This is a genomic window from Streptomyces sp. NC-S4 (assembly GCF_054353315.1).
In genome coordinates, this window is sequence record NZ_CM135937.1 from 1,446,157 (window position 1) to 1,472,568 (window position 26,412).

Annotated in this window: 25 protein-coding genes; 8 read left to right on the plus strand and 17 right to left on the minus strand. The window is 73.5% G+C overall.

Going from position 1 to position 26,412, the window contains the following annotated elements; translation table 11 throughout:
* Nucleotides 1-5 precede the first annotated feature (5 nt).
* From ACXNSR_RS06030 to ACXNSR_RS06110, 17 genes are all read right to left on the minus strand, one after another.
* Complete coding sequence (locus ACXNSR_RS06030; RefSeq protein WP_458641108.1) at nt 6-512, minus strand: hypothetical protein; 507 nt, start codon at nt 510-512, stop codon at nt 6-8.
* A 90-nt stretch (nt 513-602) separates the two neighbouring features.
* Complete coding sequence (locus ACXNSR_RS06035; RefSeq protein ID WP_458641109.1) at nt 603-3,917, minus strand: DUF6519 domain-containing protein; 3,315 nt, start codon at nt 3,915-3,917, stop codon at nt 603-605.
* 16 nt (nt 3,918-3,933) lie between these two features.
* Nucleotides 3,934-6,111 (minus strand): hypothetical protein, encoded by a 2,178-nt coding sequence (locus ACXNSR_RS06040; RefSeq protein ID WP_458641110.1) that lies wholly within the window; start codon nt 6,109-6,111, stop codon nt 3,934-3,936.
* Nucleotides 6,108-8,705: a putative baseplate assembly protein gene (locus tag ACXNSR_RS06045; protein ID WP_458641111.1), complete on the minus strand. Its 2,598-nt coding sequence runs from the start codon at nt 8,703-8,705 to the stop codon at nt 6,108-6,110. The genes ACXNSR_RS06040 and ACXNSR_RS06045 overlap by 4 nt, the downstream gene beginning before the upstream one ends.
* A complete protein-coding gene (locus ACXNSR_RS06050) occupies nt 8,702-11,446 on the minus strand; it encodes a putative baseplate assembly protein (protein WP_458641112.1) in 2,745 nt (914 codons plus the stop codon). Before ACXNSR_RS06050 ends, ACXNSR_RS06045 begins: the two co-directional genes overlap by 4 nt.
* Complete coding sequence (locus ACXNSR_RS06055; RefSeq protein ID WP_458641113.1) at nt 11,443-11,808, minus strand: GPW/gp25 family protein; 366 nt, start codon at nt 11,806-11,808, stop codon at nt 11,443-11,445. The genes ACXNSR_RS06050 and ACXNSR_RS06055 overlap by 4 nt, the downstream gene beginning before the upstream one ends.
* Before the next feature lie 10 nt (nt 11,809-11,818).
* Complete coding sequence (locus tag ACXNSR_RS06060) at nt 11,819-12,136, minus strand: hypothetical protein (protein WP_458641114.1); 318 nt, start codon at nt 12,134-12,136, stop codon at nt 11,819-11,821.
* A gap of 3 nt (nt 12,137-12,139) precedes the next feature.
* Nucleotides 12,140-12,667, minus strand: coding sequence for a phage baseplate assembly protein V (locus ACXNSR_RS06065; protein WP_458641115.1), 528 nt, complete (start codon nt 12,665-12,667; stop codon nt 12,140-12,142).
* Nucleotides 12,664-13,791 (minus strand): hypothetical protein, encoded by a 1,128-nt coding sequence (locus ACXNSR_RS06070; RefSeq protein WP_458641116.1) that lies wholly within the window; start codon nt 13,789-13,791, stop codon nt 12,664-12,666. Before ACXNSR_RS06070 ends, ACXNSR_RS06065 begins: the two co-directional genes overlap by 4 nt.
* A complete protein-coding gene (locus ACXNSR_RS06075) occupies nt 13,784-14,164 on the minus strand; it encodes a hypothetical protein (protein WP_458641117.1) in 381 nt (126 codons plus the stop codon). Before ACXNSR_RS06075 ends, ACXNSR_RS06070 begins: the two co-directional genes overlap by 8 nt.
* A gap of 1 nt (nt 14,165) precedes the next feature.
* Complete coding sequence (locus tag ACXNSR_RS06080) at nt 14,166-14,801, minus strand: hypothetical protein (RefSeq protein ID WP_458641118.1); 636 nt, start codon at nt 14,799-14,801, stop codon at nt 14,166-14,168.
* The gene (locus ACXNSR_RS06085) at nt 14,798-15,061 is read right to left on the minus strand and encodes a hypothetical protein (protein WP_458641119.1); all 264 of its coding nucleotides are present in this window, start codon (nt 15,059-15,061) and stop codon (nt 14,798-14,800) included. The genes ACXNSR_RS06080 and ACXNSR_RS06085 overlap by 4 nt, the downstream gene beginning before the upstream one ends.
* The gene (locus ACXNSR_RS06090; RefSeq protein WP_458641120.1) at nt 15,058-15,927 is read right to left on the minus strand and encodes a hypothetical protein; all 870 of its coding nucleotides are present in this window, start codon (nt 15,925-15,927) and stop codon (nt 15,058-15,060) included. The genes ACXNSR_RS06085 and ACXNSR_RS06090 overlap by 4 nt, the downstream gene beginning before the upstream one ends.
* The gene (locus ACXNSR_RS06095; RefSeq protein WP_458641121.1) at nt 15,924-16,682 is read right to left on the minus strand and encodes a hypothetical protein; all 759 of its coding nucleotides are present in this window, start codon (nt 16,680-16,682) and stop codon (nt 15,924-15,926) included. The genes ACXNSR_RS06090 and ACXNSR_RS06095 overlap by 4 nt, the downstream gene beginning before the upstream one ends.
* Nucleotides 16,683-16,690: 8 nt before the next feature.
* On the minus strand, nt 16,691-17,212 hold the full coding sequence (locus ACXNSR_RS06100; RefSeq protein ID WP_458641122.1) for a phage tail protein: 522 nt from the start codon (nt 17,210-17,212) through the stop codon (nt 16,691-16,693).
* Nucleotides 17,213-17,223: 11 nt separating this feature from the next.
* The gene (locus tag ACXNSR_RS06105) at nt 17,224-18,765 is read right to left on the minus strand and encodes a phage tail sheath family protein (protein WP_458641123.1); all 1,542 of its coding nucleotides are present in this window, start codon (nt 18,763-18,765) and stop codon (nt 17,224-17,226) included.
* A gap of 51 nt (nt 18,766-18,816) precedes the next feature.
* The gene (locus ACXNSR_RS06110; RefSeq protein ID WP_458641124.1) at nt 18,817-19,590 is read right to left on the minus strand and encodes an AfsR/SARP family transcriptional regulator; all 774 of its coding nucleotides are present in this window, start codon (nt 19,588-19,590) and stop codon (nt 18,817-18,819) included.
* A 334-nt stretch (nt 19,591-19,924) separates the two neighbouring features.
* Here ACXNSR_RS06110 and ACXNSR_RS06115 point away from each other — a divergent pair, with 334 nt between their 5' ends.
* The 8 genes from ACXNSR_RS06115 (at nt 19,925) to ACXNSR_RS06150 (ending at nt 26,402) form a co-directional block, all read left to right on the plus strand.
* Nucleotides 19,925-20,332: an FKBP-type peptidyl-prolyl cis-trans isomerase gene (locus tag ACXNSR_RS06115; RefSeq protein ID WP_458641125.1), complete on the plus strand. Its 408-nt coding sequence runs from the start codon at nt 19,925-19,927 to the stop codon at nt 20,330-20,332.
* A gap of 121 nt (nt 20,333-20,453) precedes the next feature.
* Complete coding sequence (locus ACXNSR_RS06120; RefSeq protein WP_458641126.1) at nt 20,454-21,458, plus strand: COX15/CtaA family protein; 1,005 nt, start codon at nt 20,454-20,456, stop codon at nt 21,456-21,458.
* Between the two features lie 93 nt (nt 21,459-21,551).
* Nucleotides 21,552-21,956, plus strand: coding sequence for a hypothetical protein (locus ACXNSR_RS06125; protein WP_458641127.1), 405 nt, complete (start codon nt 21,552-21,554; stop codon nt 21,954-21,956).
* Between the two features lie 137 nt (nt 21,957-22,093).
* Nucleotides 22,094-22,504: a hypothetical protein gene (locus ACXNSR_RS06130; protein WP_458641128.1), complete on the plus strand. Its 411-nt coding sequence runs from the start codon at nt 22,094-22,096 to the stop codon at nt 22,502-22,504.
* A 138-nt stretch (nt 22,505-22,642) separates the two neighbouring features.
* Nucleotides 22,643-23,803, plus strand: coding sequence for a PLP-dependent cysteine synthase family protein (locus ACXNSR_RS06135; RefSeq protein ID WP_458641129.1), 1,161 nt, complete (start codon nt 22,643-22,645; stop codon nt 23,801-23,803).
* Entirely contained in the window at nt 23,800-25,113 is a 1,314-nt protein-coding gene (locus tag ACXNSR_RS06140) for an MDR family MFS transporter (RefSeq protein ID WP_458641130.1), read from the plus strand. Before ACXNSR_RS06135 ends, ACXNSR_RS06140 begins: the two co-directional genes overlap by 4 nt.
* Nucleotides 25,114-25,249: 136 nt before the next feature.
* The gene (locus ACXNSR_RS06145; RefSeq protein WP_458641131.1) at nt 25,250-25,696 is read left to right on the plus strand and encodes a DUF6153 family protein; all 447 of its coding nucleotides are present in this window, start codon (nt 25,250-25,252) and stop codon (nt 25,694-25,696) included.
* A 76-nt stretch (nt 25,697-25,772) separates the two neighbouring features.
* Nucleotides 25,773-26,402 (plus strand): DUF305 domain-containing protein, encoded by a 630-nt coding sequence (locus ACXNSR_RS06150; RefSeq protein ID WP_458641132.1) that lies wholly within the window; start codon nt 25,773-25,775, stop codon nt 26,400-26,402.
* The last annotated feature ends 10 nt before the right edge of the window (nt 26,403-26,412 follow it).

Genomic DNA, 26,412 nt, shown 5'->3' on the forward strand with positions numbered 1-26,412 from the left:
GGTCCTCACCACAGCGTGCTGAGGTCGTCGAGGTCGGTGAACCACTGCTCGGTGCCGTTGATCAGGCTTGCGGTGTTCTCGTCGGCGGTCTGTCCGTCGTCGGTGAGCGTCTGACGGACCCGCTCCAGGTTGTACTGGAGCAGGGGGTCGTTCTGGGCCGCCGCCTGCACGGCCTCGGCGTCGAGGATCTCGGCCGTCGCCCCGCGTTCGGCCGTGTCGGCTTCGAGGGCGCTGTTCGCGGTCCGGATGAGCGCGTCGAGTTCCGTACGGATCTGGTCGAAGAGGGGTGACAGGGCCTCGTTCACCACGTCGGGTACGTCGTCGCGTGCCTCCGGCAGGGGGGGTACGCGCACGATCATCCCCGGTCGCAGCCGGTCGAGGTCGAGGCCCGGATTGGCGTCGCGGATCGCCTGCGCGGCCTGCTCCTTGGCCGCTTTGGACGTTCGGGTCTTCACGAGCCGTGCGGCCAGGGCGGTGACGGTCTTCTCCTGATCGACGACGATGATCGGCATCGGTACGGTCCTTCCGGCGTTGGGGTCGGGGAGGGCGGGGGCGGCAGGGAGCGGCGGGCGGTCCCCGGCGGCGGGGTACCGGAGCCGTCGTCAGAGCAGCCCGTCGACGTTGAGGTGGAGCCACTTGGGGTCGATGGTGCCCTCGGCCTCGATGCCTCCGGTGGTGATGTTGCCGAGCACGGCGAGCTGTTGGGGTGCGACGTCGAGGCGGATCGACGGACGGCCGCCCCTGGCCCGGTTGCCGGTCACGGTCGCGGTCCCGGCCCGTACGACGAGTGCGGCGGGGTCCGAGTCGCCGTGCTGGCGGAACTGGTTGGCGGAGACGACGGCGTCCCTGGCCACGTGGATCCGCGCGGCGGGGTGCTGGGCGGCTCCGGTGAAGGTGTTGGCGGAGACGATCGCGCTGACGTCGTCCGAGACGTGGGCGAAGGCGGTGTAGGGGCCGATGAGGTACGAGGCCCTCTCCCCCACGACGGAGACGTACCGGCCGATGTGGCCGGTGAGGCCGTCCGGGGTGCCGGGGTCCTCGTCGTCGTCCCGCGGGTCGTCGCCCACCAGGAGTCCGCTCCACGGCGTGTGGCTGTCGTTGTCGACGTCCTCGGTGATCCGCCGGCAGACGTTGCCCTCGATGGTGGTGCGCATGAAGACGCAGATGTGGATGCCGAGGAGCCGGTCGGTCCAGCCGGGGTCGGACCGGCCGATCCGCTCGACGGCGTTGGCGTGCACCCGGGACTCCCGGCAGGCCAGCAGAACCACCCCGGTCCTCCGGTCCGATTCTTCGCCCTCCCGTTCCCCCCGCTCCCCCTGTTCCTCCCGGTCCTCTCGCTCGTCGTCCCCCTCGCCCTCCTGGTCCTCGTCGAATTCGGTGGTGAGACCGGAGACGGTGTTGGATCCGACGAGCGCGTGGTCCGCGCCCACGATGCGGATGCCGTCGGTTCCCTCGGACAGGTTCCACTCGTACGTGACGAGGTCCCGTACGGTGTTGCCGACGACCACGGCGTCGGCGACCCGGCCGCGCTCCGTGACCACGATTCCCCCTTCGCCGGCCCCATCGACGGTGTTGTGGGAGATGTCGATGTCGCCGGTGGGCACCCGTACGACGATGCCCGCTCCCCCGATCCGGCTGATGCGGTTGCCCGAGATGCGGGTGGTGCCGCGCAGTACGCCGGACACGCCGCTGCGCAGGACGATCCCGTCGCCCGAGCCGGATTCAGGGTCCGGGGTGCCGGAGACGGTGTTGTCCCGGACGGTGTATCCGCTCGCCCCCACCTCGATGCCGACCCCGTTGCTCTGCACGTGGTTGTCGGTGACGTCGAAGGAGGCCCAGGGGGAGACTGCTCCGAGGAACCGCAGGCCCGCGCCCTGCGCGAAGACGACCGTGTTGCCGCGGACGGTGTTGCGGAGCATGTGCGCGGCGCTGCCGCGGAACTGCACGCCGGCCCACCAGCACATCAGCAGGTTGCCGCTGATCTCCAGATCGGCGGTCAGCAGGTGCGCCCTGATCCTGCCGCCTTCGGCATCGCCGTCCCCCTCCCCATCGTCATCGTCATCGTCATCGGTGTTCAGGTTCTCCCTGGCCTCGATGCCGATGCGGCCCGCGATGTCGCAGTCCTGGATACGGGTGCGCAGGCACGCGTGGGACAGCTCGACGGCGGGGCCCTGGCCGCTGCCCTCTCCGCCACCGGCGATCAGCACGGTGAGCCGCCGGACGGTGACCTCGGCCGCGATGGAGATCTTGATCCCGGGACGTCGGCTGCTGGAGATCAGCGCGAAGTCCTCCAGGGTGACGAAGGCCGAGAGCTTGATGTCGAAGCCGCCCCGCTCGGCGATGAGCAGGGTGCCGGGCCCCTGCCCGTGGATGCGCACCGACCGTGCCCTGCGCATCCGCACGGGTTCGTCGCCGAGGTGGTAGACGCCCTGCGCGAGACAGACCGTGCCTCCCTCCTCCGCGACCGAGTCGACCGCCGCCTGCACGGTCATGACACCGCTGGCGTGCGACTCGGGCGTGACGCAGACCGTGCAGTCGCCGCAGTGCCCGCCGTCCGGCCACAGGGTCCGGCAGTCGAACACGTCGGTGGACGTGACGACGGCCAGGCGCGCGTAGTGGTGGTGGACGCCCAGGGGAGGTGCCTGGTCGAGCTCCTCGACGGTGGCGGTGGACGTGCGCGCGGTGAAGATCCAGTGGTCGCCGGGGCGGAAGGTCCCGCACGGGGCGTCGAGCCTGACGGTGATGCCGTGTTCCAGGACGACGGCCACTCCCCCGGCCGGCACCGTGATGACCCCGGTGGCGCCGGGGGCGTCGAGGTCCTCGAGCACCGCGCCCGCTCCGCTCTTGACCCTGCCCGCCTGGTCCCAGCGGCGGATCCGCAGATTCCGCCGGATGGCCTCGTCGGTGGTGGTGGGCAGGTCGCCCGGGAGCGCCGGGCTGAAGGAGATCGTTCCGTCGCCGTGCACGGTGGTGATCCGGCGCATCTCGCCCGGCCGTTCGTCGAGTTCCCGGTGGTCGTCGAGGATCTCGACCCAGTCGTTCTCGCTCAGACCGAGCACCGCGTCACGGCCCAGGTGCTCGGGCCTCAGCCGGTCGGCGGCCACGACTTCGACGACCCGCATGGCGACGGAGCCGTTGTCCCGGGACCACGTGAAGGTGGCGGTGCCGGGGGCGCCGCCGTCGTGGATCTCGACCCGGTAGGTCTGGTTCTCGAGACCGCGGTAGTCCCCGGTGGGCGGCAGCGAGCAGGGGTCGTCGTCGGGGGCCACGGCCACCGCGCCGGTGGTGAGCCGGCCCCCGGAGGGGGCGATGAGCTCGGACCAGCCGGGGATGTCCTCCTCCGGGGTGCTGCAGTCGATGCCGGGGGTGTCGGGCTCGTGCACGCGCACCCGCCAGACGGTCTGGGTACGGGCGGTCGTGTCGACGCCCACCGCTTCCTCGACCAGGTCGGGCGCCTGCAGCGGGGTGACCTCGCGCTGCCACACGTCGAGATAGACGAGATGGGTCCCGGAGGTGGGCAGTTCGTCCGGGTCCTCCCAGTAGGGCTGCTGCTCGTACGGGGTGTCCTGCGCGCGCGAGGGTTCGGCGAGCAGCGGGTCGAGGACGGCGGCGCCGGTGCCGTGGTTCTCGGCGAGCAGGCCGTCGACGTACATCCGGCCGCGGCCGATGGTCATGCCGTCGGCCGAGCTCGTGATCCGGAAGGCGTCGGGTGTCGTCCGGGGGACGACGGCGGCGCCGGAGAACCCCTCCGTGACCCCGGGGGTTCCGAGGTCGGCGGCGGCGGCGCGCAGCCGGCGGTCCACGATCGCCACGAACTCGTTCCAGTCGGAGTCGAGCAGCAGTCGGCCCTGCTGCATGACGACGCCGGAGTGGTCGCGCAGCGCGTCGAACCGCACGCGGCTCAGATCGGCTCCCATCGGGAGGCCTCCTTGCTCAGGTCGCGTAGAAGAAGCCCGCTTCGAGTCCGAAGCGGAGGTACTCGTCGAGCCGCAGCAGGAGATCGCTCTCCCGCCGGGGCGTGAACAGCAGGTGGGTGGCGCCCATCTCGCCCTCGTCGTCGGCTCCCCGCCGGACGGTGTCCGGCGTGGCGGCGGCGAGCTGGACGTACGCGGGGTCGCCGAAGCGGAGCGAGGTGAAGTGCGGGCGGTCCGCACGCCGGGTGCCGGGCGGATCGGCCGGGTCCGGCCGGCAGCGGTAGCGGCGGCCGGTGCGCGAGCCTTCCGGCACGTAGCTGAAGCGCAGGCAGCCCTGCTGGCGGCGCCGGGCCCAGACGGCGGCCTCCCGCACGTCTCCCGGGGCGAGTTCGGCGACGAGGAGGGAGTTCGACGCGTCGAGTTCGACGGCGTGGATGCCGCCGATGACGGTGCTCTCGCTCAGATGGAGGCGGGCTCCGGGCTCGGCGCCCGTGCCGGTGGCCCGCGCGGCCTCGTCGGGGACGGTGCGCGGGGTGCCGTCGGCGGGTGCGGGACGCCCGCAGTGGGCGACGGCCATCGGGGCGGAGGCGTCGACGACGCAGTCGGTGAGCGTGATGTCGGCGCCCTCGACGGCGACGATCGGCCCGAGGACGCACCGGTTCAGCCGTACGGTGGCGAAGGGGTCCAGGATGAGCAGGGAGGCACGCTCGGGATGGGCCGGCTGCCCGTCCGCGGTCCGGCTCCCGCCGGGGACCAGGGTGCAGTCGTGCAGTTCGACGGTGCGGTTGCCCCCGTCGCCGTGTTCCTCCAGGACGACGGGCCCGTCGGTGACCAGGAGGCCGTCGAGGACGACGGTGGTGCGCGGTCCCATCGCGAGGCGCAGGCCGTCCGGGACGACCACCGTGGGGCGGGCGCCGTCGTCGGCGCGTACCCACACGACGGTGTCGGGCCTGCCTGCTCCGGCCGTGGCGGTGCGCACGGTGTGCAGGGCCTCGTACCGGTCGGAGTCGGTGATCCGCAGCGTTCCGCCGTCGGCGAGCCCGTCGAGGAGGGCTTGCGGAGCCTCGCCGTCGGCGACCTCGCGGTGCGGAAGGGGCGGCGTCGCCCCGCCGCGCGCCGAACCCCGGGCGCCCAGCGGTACGGCGAGCCCGTAGTGGTGGGTGGCGACCGGCTCGGTGGTGGCGGGCAGGGCCGTGCCGAAGTACACGCGCCCGAGCTCGGGGTCGACCGCGACCTTGCCCGCCGCGGGCCGGTGCGCCCAGGCACCGGAGCCGCCCGGCAGGTCGGACAGGTCGCAGACGGTGATGTCGGAGGACGGCACGGGCGTGAGGTTCCGGGCACCGGCCGGGTCGCGGACTGCCTTTGCCAGCAGGAGGGCGCGCTCGTTCCCGTACGAGGCGTCGAGGCGGGCGGCGAGTCGGCGGCGCGTCAGCGGCAGCGGCACGTCCTCGGGCTCGGCGAGGTGGGTGATCTCCTCCTCGGTGCGCGGCGGGGCGAAGAGCGCCGAGTCGCTGCCCAGTGTGTCGAAACGGAACCGGCGCCGGTCACCGGTGGTGTGGGGGGTGAGCGGGGTGCGGTCGAGGCGCACGGCCTCGGTGCGCCAGAGGAAGATGCCGACGTTGGGAATGGCGTGCCGCCCGGCGTGGTGCGGTGGGCGAGCGGAGATGGCGCGCACGTCGGCGGTGTGGGCGAGGTCGTCGAAGGCCCCGTTCATCCGTGTGCCCCAGGACAGCGGCTCCTGGTCCCGCATGTCGGGGGTGGCGCGTGCGTGGAGCCGGGTGTGGTTCATGTACTGGGTGGTCACGAGGCGTTCGAAGAACTCGACGGCGCGGGCCGGCCAGCCGGTGACGTCCCGGGCCAGCTGTTCCAGTGCGGCGGCCGTGCCCTTGCGGCGCCGGTAGGCGATGGTGTGGGCCACTTCGGCGCGCGGTGAGCGGACCCGGTCCGCCACGCCGTGCAGCGGGCGGTATCCGATGAGGTCGCCGATGTAGGGCGCCGCCCAGGGCGCGCAGGTCTCGATGAACTGGTCGTCGTAGAACTGCTCCAGGTCCTCCTCCAGGGCGACCAGCTGGGTGGCCAGGAGGTCGACGAACTCGCGCAGTACGCCGCCGTGTTCGGCGTCGCGCAGCCGGTACACCTCGGGCAGCAGGGCGTACAGCCGGTCGGCGGTGGTGGGTTCGGGCCGAGGTGTGGTCACGGCATCTCCTGCAGCCGGTCGAAGGGAGCTTCCAAGAGGGCGAGCAACTCCGCCGGGACCGCCCTGCCATGGGCGTCGACCGACGCCCCGGCGGCGACGAGGCGGCTCTCCAGGCCCGGCCGCCGGCGGTAGAGCAGGTCCAGGTCCACGGCGACGACGCCCGGCACGCTCGCCGCGACGGCCACCACGCGGGAGCTGTGCACCGGTGCGGCGATGCCGAGCACGAGCGGCGCGTACGCGGCCCGCAGTGCGGTCTCGACGGCGGCGAGAACGGTCTTCGCCTCGCGGTCGGGGTCGACCCGGACCTTGAGGCCCAGCCGGAAACGTTCCTGACGGGCCGCCAGGACCTCGACCCGGGCCAGCGGGTCGCCGTACCGGCGCAGGGCGGCCGTGAGGTGGGCGACGGTGGCGGCGGGGGCCTCGGCGCCCAGGGGGCCGCAGACGCTGACGACGATCGTCCGGCCGGCCGGCAGCCGCAGCACGTCGGCACGGGCGAGCGAGACACCGGCGAAGGCGAGCGCGAAGTCGGCGTAGTCGCGCAGCGAGACGGCCCGGCCGAGGGTGCGGGTGGTGAGCGGCACGGAGACGCGGGCGTGCGCCTCGTCCTCGGGGTCGACTCCGCCGTCGGCGGGGACCGGGTTGGTGGCGGCCTTGACTCCGAGGGGCCGGTCCATGAGCTGGGAGAGCCGGTCGGCGGGCAGGTTGCCGGCCAGGCCGGCGCCCTTGCGGTACGTGGCACGGATGTTGTGCGAGCCCGAGGGGAGCCGGGCTCCGTGTGCGCCGTCGCCGAACGCGACCACCACGGAGCCGTCGGGTTCGTCGCGGGTGGTGAAGACGCGGTCGCCGGGCTCCGCCCCGTACAGGGTGGGACGTTCTCGCCAGGCGACCTCGTCGGCGCGGACGGCCAGGGTGGAGGCGTGGCCCTGCGGGGTGTCGGCCCGGACGTGGGTGAGCGGGGCGTGCAGCAGCGGCATGGCCTGGAAGGGGCGGCGGGCGTCACCGTCGCCGAGGACCTGCTGCACGGTCTCTCCGTGGGTGGCCTTCACGACGTTCCCGAAGAGCACGGCGGTCACGCGTTCGTAGCGGTGCAGGGGCGGCGCGGTGAGCGTCACCAGGGTCCGGCCGCCCTCGGCGCGCACGGAGTCGAGGACGACGAGCTCGGCCGCCGCTTCCCCGGGCCGTCCGTCGACCCGTCCGGACAGGACGAGCCGGCGGCCCGGGAGCATGGCGGTGGCGTCGCCCTCGACGAGGAGAGCGGGTGAGGTCACGGCGGTGGTGTCGGGTGCCTCGACGAGCGTGAGGGGTTCGGAGACGGCGAAGACGGTCACGTCGCGCGGTGTTCCGAAGGAATGCCCGTCGGCCCCGTTCCGGTCCGCGGGGGGCTGTTCGCCCCGCAGGGTCAGCCGGGTGACGGTGCCCGACACGGCGAACCCGGCCCGGGAGAACTCGGTCCGGTCCTCCACCTTGTAGAGCTCGCGGTAGAAGGCGGTGTCATGGCCGGTGTGTTCCTGGGAGAGGACCACCCAGGACCCGGCCACGACGTCGGGCTGCGATCCGTCGAGGTCGACCACGGTGACGATCTCCCCGGACGCGTCGTGTTCGGTGACGGCGGCGAACTCCGGCCACTCCGTGTCGCTCGCCTGCCCCGTGCCGACCGCGATCACATAGCCCTCGCGGAACTCCTCGTTCATCGCCCGCCACACCGGCGCGTTGTGGCCGAACACCCGCAGCCGCTTGCGCAGGACGAAGACCTCCGGCCGGGCGGCCGGTTCGTTGTACGGGGTGTCCGAGCCGAGCCCCCGGTCCCAGCGGACGTACGTGCGACGGTGCGGCGGGTCCGGCTCGACGGCGGTCACCAGCCGCACGTCCCACTTGTCATGGGCGAGGTCGTCGCTCGCGAAGAGGATCGCGTCGCCGGTCCGGACGGGGAGGGCGTCGCCGTCGAACCAGGCGTCGACGCTGCCCTTGACGGGTGGACGGGGCTTGGTGGGGACCACCGGCAGGGCGTTCCATTCGGCGTGGGCGAAGAGTTCCTCCACCGTCTCGAACAGCTGGGGGAGCTCGCCGGGGCCGGGCACGCTCTGGACCCTGAGACCGATGGGCAGGTCGACGGCCGTGGGCGGCGCCGGGGGGACCAGGCCGGGGTCGGGCGGCAGTCCGGTGAGCTGCCCGGTCGACGGCGGCTTCTCCAGGGAGAAGGCGAGGTGGGTCTCGGCCGCGACGCCGGGCGAGAGGCGGTAGGCGACGAGCCTGCCCAGTTCCTGGAGCGAGACGCGTTCGGTGGCCGTGCGGAGGTACGACTCGTTGACGAGACGCTCGTTGTAGAAGGTCAGGACGTCGCAGACGACCGCCCAGGCGTCGATCAGGGCGATCGTCGGATCGCCGGGGTCGCGGGTGAGCAGCCGGGCCAGCCGGGATCGGCTCGCGTCCGAGAGGGCGGCGACCATGCTCGACCGGAAGTCGCCGTGCACGCCGCTGCGGTAGGCGATCTCCGAGAGCCCGGGCCGGTTGCCGAGGACGGCGGGGGTACGCGCGGAGGTGCCCGAGCAGCAGCCGCAGGTCCCTTCGGTTCCGGCGGGGATCGTCGCGGTCATCGGCCGCCTCCCAGGGTGAGGTCGAGCATGCCGCGCTCGGGGAAGTTGGGGTCGTTGTCCAGGCGGGCGATCTCCAGGCGGCCCATCTCCAGGACTCCGTTCTCCAGACCGCTCGTCTCCGGGAGGCGCTGCCGCCGGAAGGTGTGGACGTCCACCGACTCCACGCCGGGCACGGCGTGCACCTCGGCGAGGACCGTGGACAGGTGCACCGGCCCGCCGAAGGTGAGCCGGTCGGGGTGGAACAGGCCGCGGCCACCGCCCGGCAGGTCGGTGTCGCCGAGCCGGGCGAGCACCTCCGCCCCGACGTCGGACCGCAGATGGGTGCGTTCCACGCACACCCGCAGCCCGATCTCCAGGGGTACGAACACCGGACCGTCCACCTCCAGGTCGTAGCCGGCCAGCCGGTACCGCTCCAGCCGGGCGCGCAGGTCCCGCTCGAAGTCCGCGTCGACGGCCTTGCCGCCCTGCCGGTCCGCGGTGACGAACACGCTGTGCCAGGAGCCGGTCCAGCGGAACGTCGCCGCCGCGCGCTGCACGGCGCCGACGCGTTCGGTCACCTCGGCCCAGTCGGCCTCGGTGACCGCCCGCTCCTGTACGGCGAAGGCCCGGGGCGCGTCGCGGCGGATCTCTCCCGCCGACTCGGGATCGGTCCCGCCCGCGGCGGGCAGCGGATTGGACACGGAGACGACCTCGGCGACGTACGTCACCGCGTGGGTGATCGACTCGGCGCCCACGTTGCCCGCGCGGCCGTTGCCCACCCTGTACCGGGCGAAGAAGCGCGTGCCCGGCCTGGGGCGCATCCCGTGTTCGTCGTCCCCGAAGCGCAGCCGTACGGTCCCGTCGTGTTCGGCCTCGACGGTGAAGTCGACGGCCGTCGGCGGGCTGTCCAGCAGGTCGGGCCGGACCTGCCAGTCCCGGCGGTCCCCGCCGAGGTCGCCGACGAGGCCGATGGCCGGGCGGGCCGCGCGGGGCTCGGCGGCGGGGACGGCCGACGCGGGCGGCGGCCGCTCCGAGACGAGGAGTTCGCCCCCGGAGCGGATGACGCGCAGGACGGTCGTGCCGTCGCTGATCGACCAGAGGGGGTCGGCGCCGCGGACGGTGACCGTGCCGCCGGCCGGCCGGCGTCCGTGGGCGGCCAGCAGCGTCCGGAGTTCCTCGCCGTAGGTGAGCGCGGTCAGTTCGGCGAGGAGGGCCGGGGTGGCGGCCTGCCGGAACAGGGTCGGGGCGGGGTGGGCGCCGGCGTGGGTGAGCGGGCCCCGGGCGAGCGTGGGGCGGTAGCGGGCCGGTACCGGGCCCGGTGCGGCGGCATCGGTCCGGCCCGGCCCGGCCACCCTGCTCAGACGGGATGCCGGGACCTCGCCGAGCGGTTCGCCGGGGCCGTCCGGGCCGGGGACGCCCTGCCCGTGGTCGGCGAGGACGATGTTTCCCCAGGCGCGCGCGGTCTCCCGGCCGCCGTCGACCACGCCGAGACACAGCGGGAACGGCAGGGCGTCCTCCTCGTGCCAGGCGATCTCGGTCACGGGAAGCGGATCCGCGGTCCGGGGTTCCTCGAACAGGCCGCCCACCGGGTCCTCGGCGCCGCGGACGTCGACGAGGCGGACGGCCCACCGCCTGGTGGGGTCGGCGTCGACGGCCCGCCCGGTGGTCGGTGACACAGTCTCGGCGAGCACCAGGACGTCACCGGCCCGCAGCTGCGGATGGGCGCCGCGCAAGGTCGCCGCCGTGGCTCCCGTGGGCAGGCAGCAGCCCTGGTCGCCCCAGGTGTGGAAGCGCATCTCGGCGAGATCCGCGTGCAGGACGGCCGGCTCGACGGTCTCGAAGACGACCGGCTGCGCCGCCAGCGCCGACCGGTGCGCCGGGGACCCCGGCTTCACCACCGGTGGCACGTCCCGCACCGTCGTGAGCAGCTGGGTGCCCGCGGGCAGGGTGACCGCCGCTCCCGGCTCGACGCCGATCCGCGCCCAGACACGGGCGTTGCACCCCTCGTGGACGCGGTAGTCGACGAGCCGGGCGTGCCGGCGCAGCGAGATCCGGCTCCGGGAGGTGCCGAGGTAGGCCTCGGTCGCCACGGCGTCCTGGCGGTAGGACAGCTCGTCGGCGGCGTAGGCCAGCAGTTCGACGAGGGCCGTTCCGACGTCCGCCGGGTTGCGCTCGGTCCACTCGGGTGCGAGCAGCGAGATCCGGTCCAGCATCAGGCGCCGGAATCCCTGGTAGTCCTTGGCGAGGTAGTCGATCGCGGGCGTGGCGTCCGGCTCGGGCGGACAGGTGTCGGCCGTGGCGCAGTCGAACTCGCCCGGGCATTCGACCTTGAACGCGAACTCGGCCTCGGCGAGCGGCGCGTCGAAGCCGGGGGGCGGCAGGTCCGAGCCCGGGCCGGCGACGAGCCGCAGCCGGTAGGTGGAGAAGTCCCCGCGCTGCGCGGTGCGGACCACGAGCACGTGGTCGGGTTCGTCGATGCCCACGAGCAGTTCGGGCGGCACGCCGGGGCTGTCGCCCGCCGCGGCCCATTCGACGGGCACGGCCGGGATGCGCTCGCCGCCCTCGACCACGACGTTGTCCCGGTCGAGTCCGGCGGGGACGGGCCGCACCAGCCGCACGTACAGGATGCGCTGGCGCAGGTACGGGGAGGGCGCGGCGGTGTCGAGGACCTCCACGTACTCGATGCCGTTGAGGTCGCTCAGGGCGCCCGCCTGCTGGAGCGCGAGCAGGCGGTGCGGCTTGGCGCACGGGAAGCGGGTCACGGGCGGCCACCGGGGGTGCGGAAGGTGGCGACCGCGCGGCTGCGGGTGCGCAGCACCACGTACGAGACGGTGATCAGGAGGGCGGAGTCGACGGCCTCCACCTCGACCCGGTCGGCGGTCAGGACCTGGCCCAGGTGCCGCTCGAGGGCGCTCTGCACGAGGTACTGCGCGGTGGCGGCGGCTTCGGGGCCGCCCGGTTCGAAGACCAGTTGCAGGAGCCCCGCCCCGAAGTCGGGCCGCATCACCCGCTCTCCGGGCGAGGTGAGCAGCAGCTGCTCGATCATGTCGCGCACGTGGTCGTCCGGATCGGTCGTCGCCGTGCGACCGCTGCCGCCGATGCGGTAGGGATGATCGATGGTCATGCCGACTCCCTCATGAGGCGATCACCCGGGTCTGGGCGGCCGACGGGACGAGTGGGGTACCGGTGGGGGTGCACATCGAGGTGCCGGACTGCAGCGCGACGGGCGTGCCGCCCGCCAGCACCCGCACGGCGCCGGCCATCCACTGGGCGGTGACGCACGGTGGGGTGGGGGTGCCGGTGAGCCCGCACCCGGCCACCACGTACGGGGTGGCGAGGGTGACGACGGGCTGACCCGAGACCGTCACCCGGGGGAAGGGCGTGGCCGGTGTGGCCTGTCCGGCGTGGGTGCACAGGACGGTGGCGCCGAGGTGGAGGATGGGTCCGGGCATCGTTCACACCACCGTCAGCGCGCCGAGGTTGATGTCGGTGGTCGGTCCGGTCAGGGAGATCGTCGCGCCCTTGCCGTTGCTGATGACGATGCCGACGTCGCTGACCGAGATCATGGCTCCGGTCGCGGTGGTGATCAGGATCCCGCCCGTCGGCCCCGGTGCGTCGCTGATCACCAGACCGTTCTTCAGCGTGGTCTGCAGGGTGATGCCGGCGACGCCGGGCGGCACCGTGCGGGACAGCAGGGGGACCTCTGCCGGACTCCCCCAGTAGCCGCCGACCCAGACCGGGTGGTCGGCGTCGCCGTGCTCGTACTCGATCCAGACTCCGGAGCCGATGGGTGGCAGGGTGAAGACTCCGGTGTTGATCCCGGCGAGGGGCAGGCAGGGCATCGCCCACGAGGACGCGCTCGGCGACACGTCGGGGACGACGGCCTGGATCCGGCCGATCTGCAGCGGGTCGACGTTGTTGACGACGGTGCCCCGGTACTTGCCGACGAAGCCGGTCACGGCAGGGGTCTGGGTCTGGGTCATACCGGCACCGCCGGGACGGTCGAGACGACGCCGTTGCGGGCGAGCGAGAACGTCTGGGTGTAGGAACCGCGCCGGATGTCGTGCGTGACGCGGGTGACGAAGTAGAGGCCGTCGAAGGCGGTGCCCGCGCCGCGCACCCCCACCAGCCTGCGGGACCGCAGTACATGGCCGTACTTCGCGACGTCGAGGGTGCCGGTGGCGAACACGGCGTCGGAGTGCTGGGCGGCGTGGGCGACGCCCCTCATCACGGCGGCGAGCGGGGTGAGGTTCGCGGTGTCCGTCATCCGGTGCAGCTTCGGCGGGAGCGGGGGGACGAGTCCCAGCGGGGGCCGGATGGGCGCGACGTCGGGGACGGGCAGTTGCAGCGGGGCCTTGCTCGTGCGTTCCTGGATCGCGACGATGGGAAGCTCCCTCTTCTCCTTGTCGAACGTGAAGTTGAGGGTGGCGACGTTGTCGTGGGCGGCATCGAGGCCGACGTTGAGCGCGGGCTGCGGTGCTCCGAGCCGGATCTCCGGCCCCCAGTACGCCTTGCTCACCCCCGGCACCGGTCCCGGTTCGATGTAGAAGACGTGGCCGACTTCCTTGGCGAGGGCCATGACGTAGGCGTAGTCGGTGCCCTGCTGGACGGGGATGCGGTCGACGGGGATCGGTACGTCCTCCAGCAGGCTCGGGATCACGACCGGCGCACAGCCCAGTGCCGCGTACTTCGCGAGGACGGTCAGGGCACGCACGGCCGGCGACATCGCCGGGTAGGGCAGGCCGTCGAACGGCACGAGGTCCATGACGCAGCTGATGTCCTTGCCCTTCACGTGGAGCACCGACACGGGTCCGGCCGCCGTCATGTCCTGGTGGGTCACCACGCCGTCGACGAGGACTTCGGTGACGCCGCGCAGCGTGACGGCGACGACGCACCGGAACACCGGCACGGTGACCGGGAAGAACGCCTGGACCGGGGAGTCGTTGGGGATGGAGAAGGTCAGCTCGAACCCGCTCTGCGCGTCCCCGGCGCCGCTCTCGACCTTGAGGCCGGTCAGCGCGTCGAGCACGAATCGGGGCGCGGGCACGGGGACGGCCGGGCCGAGGAACAACTGCAGCCGGACGGGGCCCGGGGGCAGGTCACGCATCCGGTGCTCCGGGCACGCCTTCGGCCAGGGTGACGCGCAGCCGGCGTCCCGGCGGCAGCGTCATCCCGGCCGGGTCGATCACCCCGTTGGCATCGGCCAGCCGCCACCACAGTTCCGGGTCGCCCAGCAGGCCCGCCGCGAGCAGGTCCCGGCGGTCGCCCGCCACGGTCGCGTACTCGTGGAGCAGCGCGAAGCGTTCCGGCGACGGGCACAGCCGGCGGCGGAAGTACGGTACGGGCGGCGCGGGTTCCTCGCCGGGCCCGTGCGGGCGGACGTGGGCCGTGACACCGGCCTCGGCGTAGCGGCTGGTCGGCGGCAGCGCCACGGTGGGCACGGCACCGGCAGCGAGCAGTGCCTGGAGCGGGTCGGGCACCTCAGATCACCTCCAGCCCGAGGGCGGACAGGGCGGCCGAACCGGCGCGGGCGGCCAGCGCCTCCTTGTTGCGCAGATGGCTCATGAACAGCGCTCCCCCGCGATGGCCGAAGCCGAGGTCGTCCACGGACAGCACGCGCATGCCGAGGGTGACCTTGGCCCGGATCGGGTTGAGCGAGGGGTCGAAGGCCTCCTCGGCGATCGACAGCTCGGTCACCCGGACCGGTACGACGCGCTGTTTGCTCCACACGAACAGCGTCAGCGGCGTTTCCATGGGCAGGACCTCCAGCATGCCCCGGGCGGCCAGGGCGTCGTTGTCCACGAGCGTGGTGGCACGCGGGTTGACCAGGAGTTCCAGGGCGGCGAGCTGCGGGTGGACGCCGAACTCGACCGTTCCCGGGTTCTCGGCCGGGAACTCGAGCCGGTCCGTCGCGTCGATCTCCGCCTCCAGCCGGAGCGTCTCGACGGCGACGCCCTTGAGCCGCAGCGCCTGGCCGGGGTCTCCGCCCGCGGCCTGGACGGCGACCGTGCGGGTGAGGGCGTCCGGGTTGTACTGGAGCGCGATCGTCCGCAGGACCCGGCCGCTGGTCGCCTCGATTTCGACGAGGCCTCCCTTGACGACACGGGGCGAGATCACCGTTCGCCTCCCAGGGCCGCCCAGATCGCCGTCGCGGCCTGCGCGCCCAGCGCGGCGGCGCTCGGTGCGGGGGTACGGGCGAGCCGGGAACGAACCACCGGCAGGGCACGCCCGGTGAGGGCGGCGGGGTCGGCTCCGGCGGCGAGTGCGCCGAGGGCCCGTTCGAGACCGGACACCACGGAACCGGCCTGGTCCGGTGTCAGGCCGCGCAGCACGACCTCGTCGACGACGATCCGCACCTGCGGCCGCACGGCGCTCATCGCGGGTCCCTGGTGCCGCGGAGGAACTCACCGAGGGACAGCGTGCCGGTGCCCGCTCCCCTCCCGCCGCGCAGGGCGCCGTCCGGCTCCGGGGTGACGGACGCGGGGGCCGCCGGGGGGACCGCGCGGATCTCGACCCTGCCGATGGTGATGGTGACGGCGAGGGCCAGCTCGGCGGGGGCGGAGAGGAACGGGGGCGCTGCGGAACGGGGACCCGCGGGCGGGGGGACCGGAGCGGGGACCGGCACGGGGCGGACGACCGGGACCTCAGGTGCTCCCTGCCGCCGCGCCGGCCGTGCGGGATCCCGGCCGGGGGCCACCGGACGGCGGTGCGGTCGGCGCTCGCCCGGTTCCAGCCGGCCGTGCGGGGCCGGGGAGGCGCCGCCGTCATCGGCGGGGGCCCGTTCGGCCGGTGTGCCGTCCGGCGGCGCCTCGGCGGGCGCGGGCGCAAGAACGGCCGGTACGGCGAGCGGCCGCGGGCTCGGCGCGATGTCCCCGGCCTCGATGCGGCGTTCGGAGCCGGGGGGCGTCGCGCGCCGCACGGCGTCCGCGACGGGTGCCGCCGGAGGCGGAGCCCCGGGGGCGGGGAGGGCGACGGGCGGACCGGGCGGCGCGGCCGCGGGGGGCGGGACGGGCCCGTCCGCGGCCGGACCGCGGTCCGTCCCGGTGCCCCGAGCGGACGGCTCGCCGTCCTGCGCGTGCACGGCCGCGTCCCGTACGTCCTCCTGCGGGGTGTCCTCGCCGGGCCCGACGGGCTTCCCGGACATCCGGTCGGCGGCGGGACGGGGCGGCAGGAGCGGGACGGTGGCGGGCCGGCCGCGCCGGCCGGTGGCCCGGGACGCGAGGCGGTGCAGCAGATCGGTCATGGCAGTTCCCCTGTGACGATGCGGAGATAGCTCGCCCGTCGCGGCTCGCTCAGCGCGAGCACCTCGCTCTCGGACCAGCCGTAGGCGCGGGCCAGCACGTCGACGTCGAGCAGCAGCTTCCGTGCGCGGTCTTCGACCTCGGCCCACACGAACGAGGCCACGTCGAAGTCGGCTGTGAACGCGTGCGCGCAGTCGGGGCACCGGAGGTCGACCAGCAGGTCCGCCAGCGGGTCCGCGGACGACATGGCACCGGTCAGCGCCTCACGCACCGCGTCGGGCAGATCCGCTGCGCCCGGCGCCGCCCCGTGCCCGTCATGGCGCAGGCCCAGCACGCATCGTTCGAGCAGCAGCAGTGCGCCGCGGTCCGGGTCCCGGGCCTCGGGCCGTTCGGCCACCGCCCGGAGATCCGCGTACGACGGGCACCGCCAGACCACCTCGTACCCGCCGTGCAGCAGGGGCGGCGGAGAGTCGACGATCTTGTCCTCTAGTGCGAGCAGCGCTTCGGTCGTGGCCTGGAACTCAACGGTCCCGCAGCACCCCGGGCAGTCGACCGTGGCCGTCATCCGCGGACCGGCCAAGGCGTTGCGCAGGCGCAGCAGCAGCGCGGTGACGCGGCCGACGGGCCGCTCGGCCGGCGGGACGGGATCGATGTCGTCGTCCGCCGCGGCGGCCAGGGCGAGGGCACGCGTCTGCGGGACCGCGTCCCGGCACTCCTCCCACAACCGCAGCACCTCTCCCGCGGGCAGTGTGCGCACGTCCCCTCCTACGGTTCGACGAACGAAGGCTCTTGCGGCTCGACCACGTCCACGTCCCGCTCCCAGCCCTCGTGTTCGAGCTTGAGCGTCTGGATGGCCACGGCGTTGGCGTTGGAGTCGAGTTCGGGGAGGGACTGGAACTCCGAGACCCATGCGCGGAAGACCTTGTAGGCGATGACCAGTTGGCCCGCCTCGTTGTACAGCTCGATGATCAGGTCCTTGCGGAAGTCCTTGAGGGAGACCTCCGCCCCGATCCCGGAGCCGAAGTTCCAGACCTTGTTGGCCCAGCGCTCGAACTCGACGTCGTGGGTGACGCCGCGGGTGAGGGTGATGGCCTCGTACTTCGTGCGGCCCGGCGACTTGCGCGCGGTGGAGGGGTCGGCTCCGTCGCGGTGCTCGACGACCTCGGTGGTGCGCTTGAGGGCGCTCACCTTGCTCACGCCGGCGACGAAGCGGCCGTCCCATTTCACCCGGAACTTGAAGTTCTTGTACGGGTCGAAGCGCTGGGCGTTGACGCTGAACTGTGCCATGGTGTCGGCTCCTAGGCGGGGATCTGGCCGGCGATCTGCTGCAGCCGGAGGACGACGAACTCGGCGGGCTTGAGCGGGGCGAAGCCGACGAGGATGTTGACGATGCCGAGGTTGATGTCGGTCTGTGTGGTGGTCGTCGCGTCGCACTTCACGAAGTACGCCTCGCGTGCGGTCTTGCCCTGGAAGGCGCCCTGCCGGAAGAGGTTGTTGAGGAAGGCGCCGATGTTCAGGCGGAGCTGGGCCCACAGGGGCTCGTCGTTCGGTTCGAAGACCGCCCATTGGATGCCGCGGAACAGGCTCTCCTCGATGAACAGGGCGGTACGGCGCACCGGTAGGTACTTCCATTCCGAGGCGATCCGGTCCGCGCCGTTGCGGGTGCGGGCCCCCCAGACGGCGTGCCCCGCGCCGGGTGCCAGCCGGAGGCAGTTCACCGCGACCGGATTGAGCTGCCCGATCTCGCCGTCGGTCAGCGGCAGGGTCAGCTCGGTGACTCCGGACAGGGTGGCGTCGAGCCCGGCCGGGGCCTTCCAGACGCCCCGCTCGGCGTCGGTCCGGGCGATGACGCCGGCGACCGCGCCGGACGGGGCGAAGGGCATCGCCCGGCCGTCCCGGAGGGGATCCGGCTGCTTGATCCGGGGGAAGTAGACGGCGGCGTTCTTGCTGCTGGTGAACGTGGCCGCGCCGGCGGTGGCCAGGGCCACCGTCGTCCAGGCCTGGGGCGGGTCGAGCACGACGACGGCACGCCGCTTCGCGGCATAGGCGAGGGCGGAGGTGACGACCTGGCTCTCGACGTCGCGGTCGCCCGGTTCGCCGGTGCCCGAATAGGGCGGGATGACGAGCAGGTTGAACAGGTCGGCGCGCTCCAGGGCGTAGAGGCCCTTCTTGTCCGCCTCGAAGTTGGCGCCGGTGGTGATCTCCGCTGCGGTGATCGGCCCGCCGTCGGCCCCTCCGGTGGCGGTGGCCTCCACCGGAAAGCCGCTCTGCGGCTGGGTCGGGAGGGCCGGGTCGGCCCTGACGAGCTGCGATTCGGCCGCGAGGACGAGGTCCACCCGACGGCCGGCGCCGGGCGCGAAGGAGACGTTGCGGAACACCTCCTTGACGCCCGTCGCCGTGTCGAGGACGGTCAGGTTGAACAGCGTCGGATCCTTCGTGCCGTCGTCGTTCAGCCGGACGTCGTCGTCCACGGTCGCCTTGAGCTTCGCGCCCCAGAGCCCGGGCGAGGCCGCGTTGAGCCTCAGCCGCCTGTTGCCGGTTCCCAGGCTGATGACGGCGGTGTCGTTGGAGGCACCGGCGTGGACCCGCACGACGAGGGCGACTCCGCCGCCCTGCTGGAAGAAGTCCCTTACGGAGTAGCCGAGATGGCTCTCCGACCAGAGGCCGCCGAAGCTGCGCTCGAAGTCCGCGTAGGACGTCAGTGTCACGGGGGCGTGGAGCGGGCCGCGCAGGGCGCGGCCGACGAAGGCCGTGATCGAGGTGGGGACACCCGTGATCGTGCGCACGCCGCTGGGCAGCTCTTCCACATACACGCCGGGATAGGACAACTGCACCGCCATCGGCTTTCCCTCCGCCAGGCCATCTGTTGTGCAAGGCTTATCCCGTGCGTGTCACCGTGGCGTCACCGGTCGATCACCGGTGGGGCCGCGCGGAGTCACGATCTGCCCCCGGGCAAGCGCCGTCAGCTGCGCGGAGGGCCGCAGTCCCAACTCCGTGTCGAGGAGCCGACGGAACCACTCGTAGTGCCGGACGGCGTCGGCCGTGTTGCCCTCCGAGCGGTGCACCGCGATGACCGCCCTGCTCGCGCTCTCCCGCAGCGGCTCCAGCCGAACGGCCTCGAAGGCGAGCTCCAGGGCGCCCGCGTAGCTGCCGCGCGCGGCCATGCGATGGGCTGCCGCTTCCAGTGCGTGCAGCCTGAGTTGACGGGTGTGCTCCTGCTCGAGCAGCACCCAGTCGTCGCACCACCCCGGCAGCAACTCCCCGCCCCTGAGCAGCCAGGCGTAGCCGTCGTCGTCCACCGGTGGCGGCTGGGCGCCGGAGGTCGGCAGCAGCATCCGCCTGACGCGGGCGGTGAACTCACGGTTGTCGACGACCGTGTCCCGTGCCAGTGCGACGTGGATCCCGCGGGTGACGACCAGGCCGGGCGCCGCCCGGTTGACCCGCCACACCGCGGTCCGCAGGCTGGCCTGAGACTTCCCCTCGGACGCCTCGGGCCAGAGCGCGGCCGCGGCCACCGACCTGCCGGCACCGATCCGCAGTGCGAGGTAGGCGACGAGCCGCTGCCCGCTGGGCGCCACGGCTACGGCACGGTCGGCGCAGCGCACGGCGAAGCCGTCGAGGAGCCGGACGGTGAAGCGGGAGGGGGCGACGCTCGGTACGGACATGAAGTTCCTCACGCAGAGCGACTGTCGAGCGATTCGATCGCAGACGGTAGCCGAGAGGTGCCGGGAGCGAGCCGGCCCGGCGAGCCGGCGGCCGCCCCCCGGTACGAGGCGTGCGGGCCGCACGGCGCGGCCCCGGGCGTCCGAGGTCCCGGGGCGGGTGTCCACGTACCGGGTGAAGGTCTCCCAAGGGATCAGGTTGACGACTCGGGTGATCCGGACCTCGTGGGGAGCGTCGGGGAGCGGCGTTCTCGGTGACGTGACCGGCTGCCGCATAGGGTGTCCGGGGTGTCCGGCCGATCCGGGCGGGGCTTTCGACGGAGAGTGAGCGGCTGCGATGAGTGAACCGACCAGGCCCGAGGTCGGCGTTCCGCAGGGTGACGCTCCCACCGAGCTCACCGTCCGGGACCTGGTCGTCGGGGACGGGCCCGAGGTGAAGCCGGGCATGGTGGTCAGGGTCCACTACGTCGGGGTGACCTTCGAGTCCGGGAGGGAGTTCGACGCCTCCTGGGACAGCGGGCAGCCGTTCAAGTTCGCCGTGGGCAGCGGCAGGGTCATCAAGGGCTGGGACCGGGGAGTGAGGGGGATGAGGGTCGGCGGTCGGCGCGAGATCATCGTTCCCCCGCGTCTGGGCTACGGCGATCAGTCGCCCTCGCCGTTGATCCCGGCGGGCTCGACCCTGGTCTTCGTGGTGGACCTGATCGACTCGTATTCCAGCACGACCGGATGGAGCAGAGGCGGCTGAGCCGCCGGCGGTCATGAACGCGGGGGCCGTTGCGCGACGCCCCGTCAGGGCGGGCCGAACGCCCCGCGTACGCTGGGCTTCCGCTCCGCTGCCGGGAAGGCGGAACAACGGAAGGCTGATCGTGCGCACTCCCTTCTCATGGCTTGCCGACCGGTACTCGCTCGGGGCGAGGAGCGCCGGGCGGGCCGCGCTCGGTTCCGTCGTGGCGAGCATCGCGATCATCGTGACCGGCGGAGTCGTCCGCGTCACGGGCTCGGGTCTCGGCTGCACCGACTGGCCCATGTGCACGGGAGAGACGCTGGCCCCCACCGCGGAGCTGGGGGTGCACGGTGCCATCGAGTTCGGGAACCGGCTGCTGACCGGGGTGCTGTGCGCGGTGGTGGGCTGGGTCATCATCGCCGCGCGCCTCCAGGAGAAGCCGATGCCCGCGGTGCTGCGCGGAGGCTGGGCGCAGTTCTGGATCGTCGTGCTGAACGCGGTCGTCGGCGGGGTGACCGTGTGGATGCGGCTGAGTCCGTACATCGTCGCCGCGCACTTCCTCGCCGCCACGCTGCTGCTCACCGCCGCGGTGTACACCTGGCACGCGGCGTACGCCGGTGCCGACGGCGGTGTCGACGCCGGTGCCGACGGCTCGGGGCCCGGCGGGCCGGGGTCCGTCGGGCGGATCCGGTGGCTGTCGGGGGCCCTGGTCACGGTGACGGCCCTCCTGGTCGTCGTGGGCACGCTCGCCACCGGTTCCGGTCCGCACGCGGGCGACTCGTCCGACGTGGCGCGGATGCCCTTCGACTGGACGGCGGTGACCGTCGTCCACGGCGTGCTGGCCGGAGCGGTCCTGGTCCTGGCCGGAGCCCTGCTGGCGGTGCTGCCCCGGAGCGGCTTCGGCGCCGCGCGCCGCAAGGCGGTCGTCTTCGTGGCCGTGCTCCTCGGGCAGGGCCTCGTGGGGCTGGTGCAGTCGCTGACGGCCCTGCCCTCGCTGCTCGTGATGCTCCACCTGCTGGGCGCGGCGCTCGTGTGGACCGGAGTGCTTCAGGTCCACCTCACGGTGAGGAGGGCCTGTTCCGGCCGTTCCGGTCCGCTCGGCGGTGCGCGGGTGCCGCGTGCTCGGGGCGCGTCGACGCAGGTCTGAGCCCTCCCACGGTCCGTGCAGGCAAGCGGAGTTGGAGCGCAGGCCCTTCCGGATCGGGCGCACGGTCCGGGGGACGCTGGCTATGATCACGGCGTGATGACAGCTTGGTCGCGTTCGGGCGGCCGGTCGGCCCTCTCGCGGGTGTGCCGGCTGGTCCCTGCCGGGCTGGCTGCCGTGCTCCTGCTCGGCCTGTTCGGCGTGTGCTGCTCCTCGTACACGGCGCACGACGGGGAGACTGTTGCCGCGCGGGGCACCTCCGTCTCCTCGATGGACGCGGCAGGCCCGGCCGTGACATCCGGCGCGGGCTGTTCCGAGGGGGAGGGCCACGCGGAGGTCGAGGGTGCGCGCCGGTCGGGCGCACCGTCGCGTGCGGCCGCCGAGCACGAGCGCGCCGACGCGCCGTGCGAGGTGCGGACGGCGTCGTCCCCGAGCGGGACGGGGCCATCCGCCGGCGCTCCGACCGAGGGCTCCGGATCACGGGTCGTCCTTCGGGTGTAGGCGTGTCGGAGTTCCCGCCGACGTCCCGTGCGCGCATAGGTTGCTCGTGGCACCTGAAGCCCTGCTGCCTGTGCGCGCAACCGCCCGCATCGCCTCCCATCCCCACGGCTGGGGCGTGACTGCCGCTCGGAGGATCTGTGCTCCGCCCGCACTCGCCGCGCCGGACCCGCCGGGTCCGGCTCTGGCCGGGAGTCCTGCTCGCCTGTGTGCTGAGCGTGCTGCTCCTGGCCGCCGTCCACTGCTCGTCGTACCTCGTCACCGACGGCCACCGGCACCTGTCCCTGTCGGCGCCGGCCGCTCCGGCCGCGCCGGACGGCCCGCAGCACGAACACGGGTCCGCCTGTGTTTCGCCCTGCCTGACCACGTGGGCCTCGACGAGCGAGCCGCAGGGCCCGGCCTCCACGCCCGGTGCGCCGACGCCTCCTTCGGCGCGGGCCGACGCACTGCCGGGGACGCGGGCGGCGTCCGCCGCTCTCCGCTCCGGTAGACCGCCCATAGCCCGCACCGGCCGTTCCACGCTCGCCGACGTTTGCCGGTGGCTGATCTAGGCCGCTCGTTCCGCAGCCGCCCGCGGCTGCCGCATGCCGCCCGCCGGGCCGGGGCCCAGCCCCGCTCATGCCCGCCGGTGACGGCATGCCACGCGAACGAGTAGCCGACGCCATCACCGAACGAACGAAGGCAGCATCATGCATTCTTCGACCACCGACACCTCTCCCACCGGCCGCTCGGCCCTGTCGAAGCTGGTGGGCAACACCCCGCTCCTGCGCATCTGCGAACCGCTCGCGCCGGCGGGCCGGGGCTTCTGGGCGAAGCTGGAGGGCTTCAACCCCGGCGGCATCAAGGACCGTCCCGGCCTGCACATGGTCGAACGGGCCCGCGCCCGCGGCGACCTGAAGCCGGGCGCCCGCGTCATCGAGTCCACGAGCGGAACCCTGGGCCTCGGTCTCGCCCTGGCGGGCATGGTCCACGGCCACCCGGTCTCCCTGGTCACCGACCCGGGCCTGGAGCCGTCCATGACCCGGCTGCTCGCCGCGTACGGCGCCCGGGTCGACGTGGTCGCCGAGCCGCACCCGACGGGCGGCTGGCAGCAGGCCCGCCGCGACCGCGTGCAGCAGCTCATGGCACGGCACCCCGGCTCCTGGTGCCCCGACCAGTACAACAACCCGGACAACACGAGCGCCTACACCCCGCTCGCCCTCGAACTGGCCACGGAACTGCGCCACATCGACGTGCTGGTGTGCAGCGTCGGCACGGGCGGCCACTCCGCGGGGATCTCCCGTGTGCTGCGGCAGTTCTATCCGGACCTGACGCTGGTGGGAGTCGACACGATCGGCTCGACGATCTTCGGGCAGCCCGCCCGCCCCCGGCTGATGCGCGGTCTGGGTTCGAGCATCTTCCCCCGCAACGTCGCCTACGACCACTTCAGCGAGGTGCACTGGGTCTCCCCCGCCGAGGCCGTGTGGACCTGCCGCCAACTGGCCGGCTCCTACTACGCCACCGGCGGATGGAGCGTCGGCGCGGTGGCCCTGGTGGCCGGCTGGCTGGCCCGCACGCTCCCGAAGGACGCGCGCATCGCGGCGGTCTTCCCCGACGGCCCCCAGCGGTACCTCGGAACCGTCTACGACGACGGCTACTGCGCCGCCCACGGACTGCTCGACTCGCCTCCGGCGCCGGAACCGGACCTCATCGGCCGGACGGACGAAAAGGAGGTGACCCGCTGGACCCGGTGCACCGCCGTCGTCGATCCGCTCGCCTCCGGCCGAGGCTGGACGAACGGAACCGACGACGGGGCGGGCGGCGAGGCAGGCGGCGAGCGCGCGAAGGACCCGCAGGGGCGGACCCGGTGAAGGACACGATCGCCCAGGTCCGCTCGTACGGCACCGGTGTCCAGCTGCTGATGGTCAACCAGTTCACCATCAACCTCGGCTTCTACATGCTGATGCCCTACCTGGCCACCCACCTGGCCGGGCCGCTCGGCCTGGCCGGCTGGCTGGTCGGGCTGATCCTCGGCGTACGCAACTTCAGCCAGCAGGGCATGTTCCTCATCGGCGGGACACTGGCCGACCGCCTCGGCTACAAGCCCATGATCATCGCCGGTCTGGTGCTGCGTACCGCGGGCTTCGCGACCCTGGGACTGGTGGAGTCCGTCCCTGCCCTCCTGGCCGCGTCCGCCGCGACCGGCCTGGCCGGCGCCCTCTTCAACCCCGCCTCCCGCGCCTACCTCGCGGCCGACGCCGGCGAGCGGCGCGTCGAGGCGTTCGCCCTGTTCAACGTGTTCTACCAAGCGGGCATCCTGCTCGGCCCGCTGGTCGGCATGGGTCTCACCGGCATCGGTTTCGGCGTCACCTGCCTGACGGCCGCGGGGATCTTCGCGATCCTGGGCGTGGTCCAGGTCCGGGCCCTGCCCGCACGCCGCCCCGACCGTACCGACACCTCGGACGGGGCGCGCGAGGGAGTCCTGCGGCAGTGGCGCGGGCTCTTCGCGAACCGTTCGTTCCTGCTGTTCTCGCTGGCCATGACCGGCTCGTACGTCATGTCCTTCCAGGTCTACCTGTCCCTGCCCCTGGAGGTCGGGCGCCTGGGCGGCGAAGGGCAGTCCGGTACCGCCGCGGTGGCGGTCCTGTTCGCCGTTTCCGGGCTGAGCACGATCGCCTTCCAGACCAAGGTCACCGCCTGGTGCAAGGCCCGGATGGCACCGGGCCGGGCGCTCACCTGGGGACTCCTGGCGATGGGGGCGGCCTTCGTCCCCCTCCTCCTGGCCTCCGCACTGGCCCCGGCCGTACCGGTACCGGAGAGCGGGCCGGGCCTGTGGCTGGCGGCGGCCCTGCCACCGGCGATGTCCGCGCTGCTGCTCGCGCTCGGCACGATGATCGCCTACCCCTTCGAGATGGACACCATCGTCCGCCTCGCGGGCAACCGTCTCGTGGCCACGCACTACGGCCTGTACAACACCATCTGCGGCATCGGCATCACGGTCGGCAACCTCCTGACCGGCGTGGCGCTGGACGCCGCGCGCGACGCCGGGGTGCCCGCCCTGCCCTGGGTGGCGCTGGGGTCGCTCGGCCTGGTCTGCGCGGCCGCGCTCCACCTGCTGCACCGTAGCGGCCGGCTGTCACCCGCACAGGCCGGGGAAGGACGCAGGACCGCCGCTGCCTGACCGGTACGGGTAGGAGTACGGACGGGGTGCCGGTGGCCGCAGCCGCCGGCACCCCGTGCCCCCGTCCGCGCGCAGCTCGGGGAGGGGGCGCCGCCCCGGCTTCGCCCCGTGCGGAGCCGGCGCCTACGATGCCGGTATGGATCACCAGGCGACGCGCGCGATGAAGCCGCTCGCGCTGCGTTCCCACCTCCTGCTGGTCCTGGCCGTGCTGGTGGGCCTCGTGGCCATGCACGGCCTGGGTCCGGGCGCCGTTCCGGCTCCCGCCGCCGCACCGGGGTGCGCGGCCGCCCACGAGCCGGCCCTCGCGCACGGCACGCCCGCCGCCGACGGGCACGCGATGCGGCACGACCGCGCCGTACGGGCCGATGAGCCGGCCGGCGACGAAAACGGCGGGCACACCGAGCACGCGGACGCGACCTGCGCCGCCGCGGGCACGGCGAGCGCCCCTGTGCTGCCCTCCCCGGCCGCCGCCCCGAGCGGCGTCGCGGCCGTACCGGTCCTCGGTCCCGGGATCGGCACGAGCGGTGCGGTCGGCGGCCGCGCGCCACCCTCACTGAGCGAATTGCAGCTCCTGCGCATATAGGGACCCCCGAGCTTCGGACCGTTCCCTACCCCGGCACGCCCCGACGCGCGCGTGCCCTCATCGCAGGAGCAGCACCATGACCAGCAAGCGTTCCCCGATCCGCCGTGCCGCGGCCGTGGCCGCGGCCGCCACCGCCGCCCTCGTCCTCGCAGCCTGCGGCGGCAACGGCGACGACTCCGGCCCGGCCCACGACGGGCACGGGGCCTCCGCCTCGCCGTCCGCGTCCGCCCCGGCACGGCAGGGCGACCACAACGCCGCCGACGCCGTCTTCGCGCAGGGGATGATCCCCCACCACCGGCAGGCCGTCGAGATGGCCGACCTCGCCGCGGCCCGGGCGGAGTCCGCAGAGGTGAAGAAGCTCGCGGAGGAGGTCAAGAAGGCCCAGGACCCGGAGATCAGGACCCTCTCCGGCTGGCTGACCTCCTGGGGCGAGCAGGTACCGGCCACGGGCGGGGGCCACGACGGCCACGCCATGTCCGGCATGATGTCCGCCGAGGAGATGAAGCAGCTCGCGGCGTCGTCCGGCAAGGCGTTCGACACCGCCTTCCTCCGGATGATGGTCGAGCACCACGAGGGCGCCGTCGCCATGGCCAGGACCGAGCAGGCCGACGGCGCTCACCGGCCCGCCAAGGACATGGCCGCCGCGATCATCACCTCCCAGAGCGCGGAGATCGCCCGGATGAACGCCCTTCTCGCCGGCAGCTGAGCGGCACCGG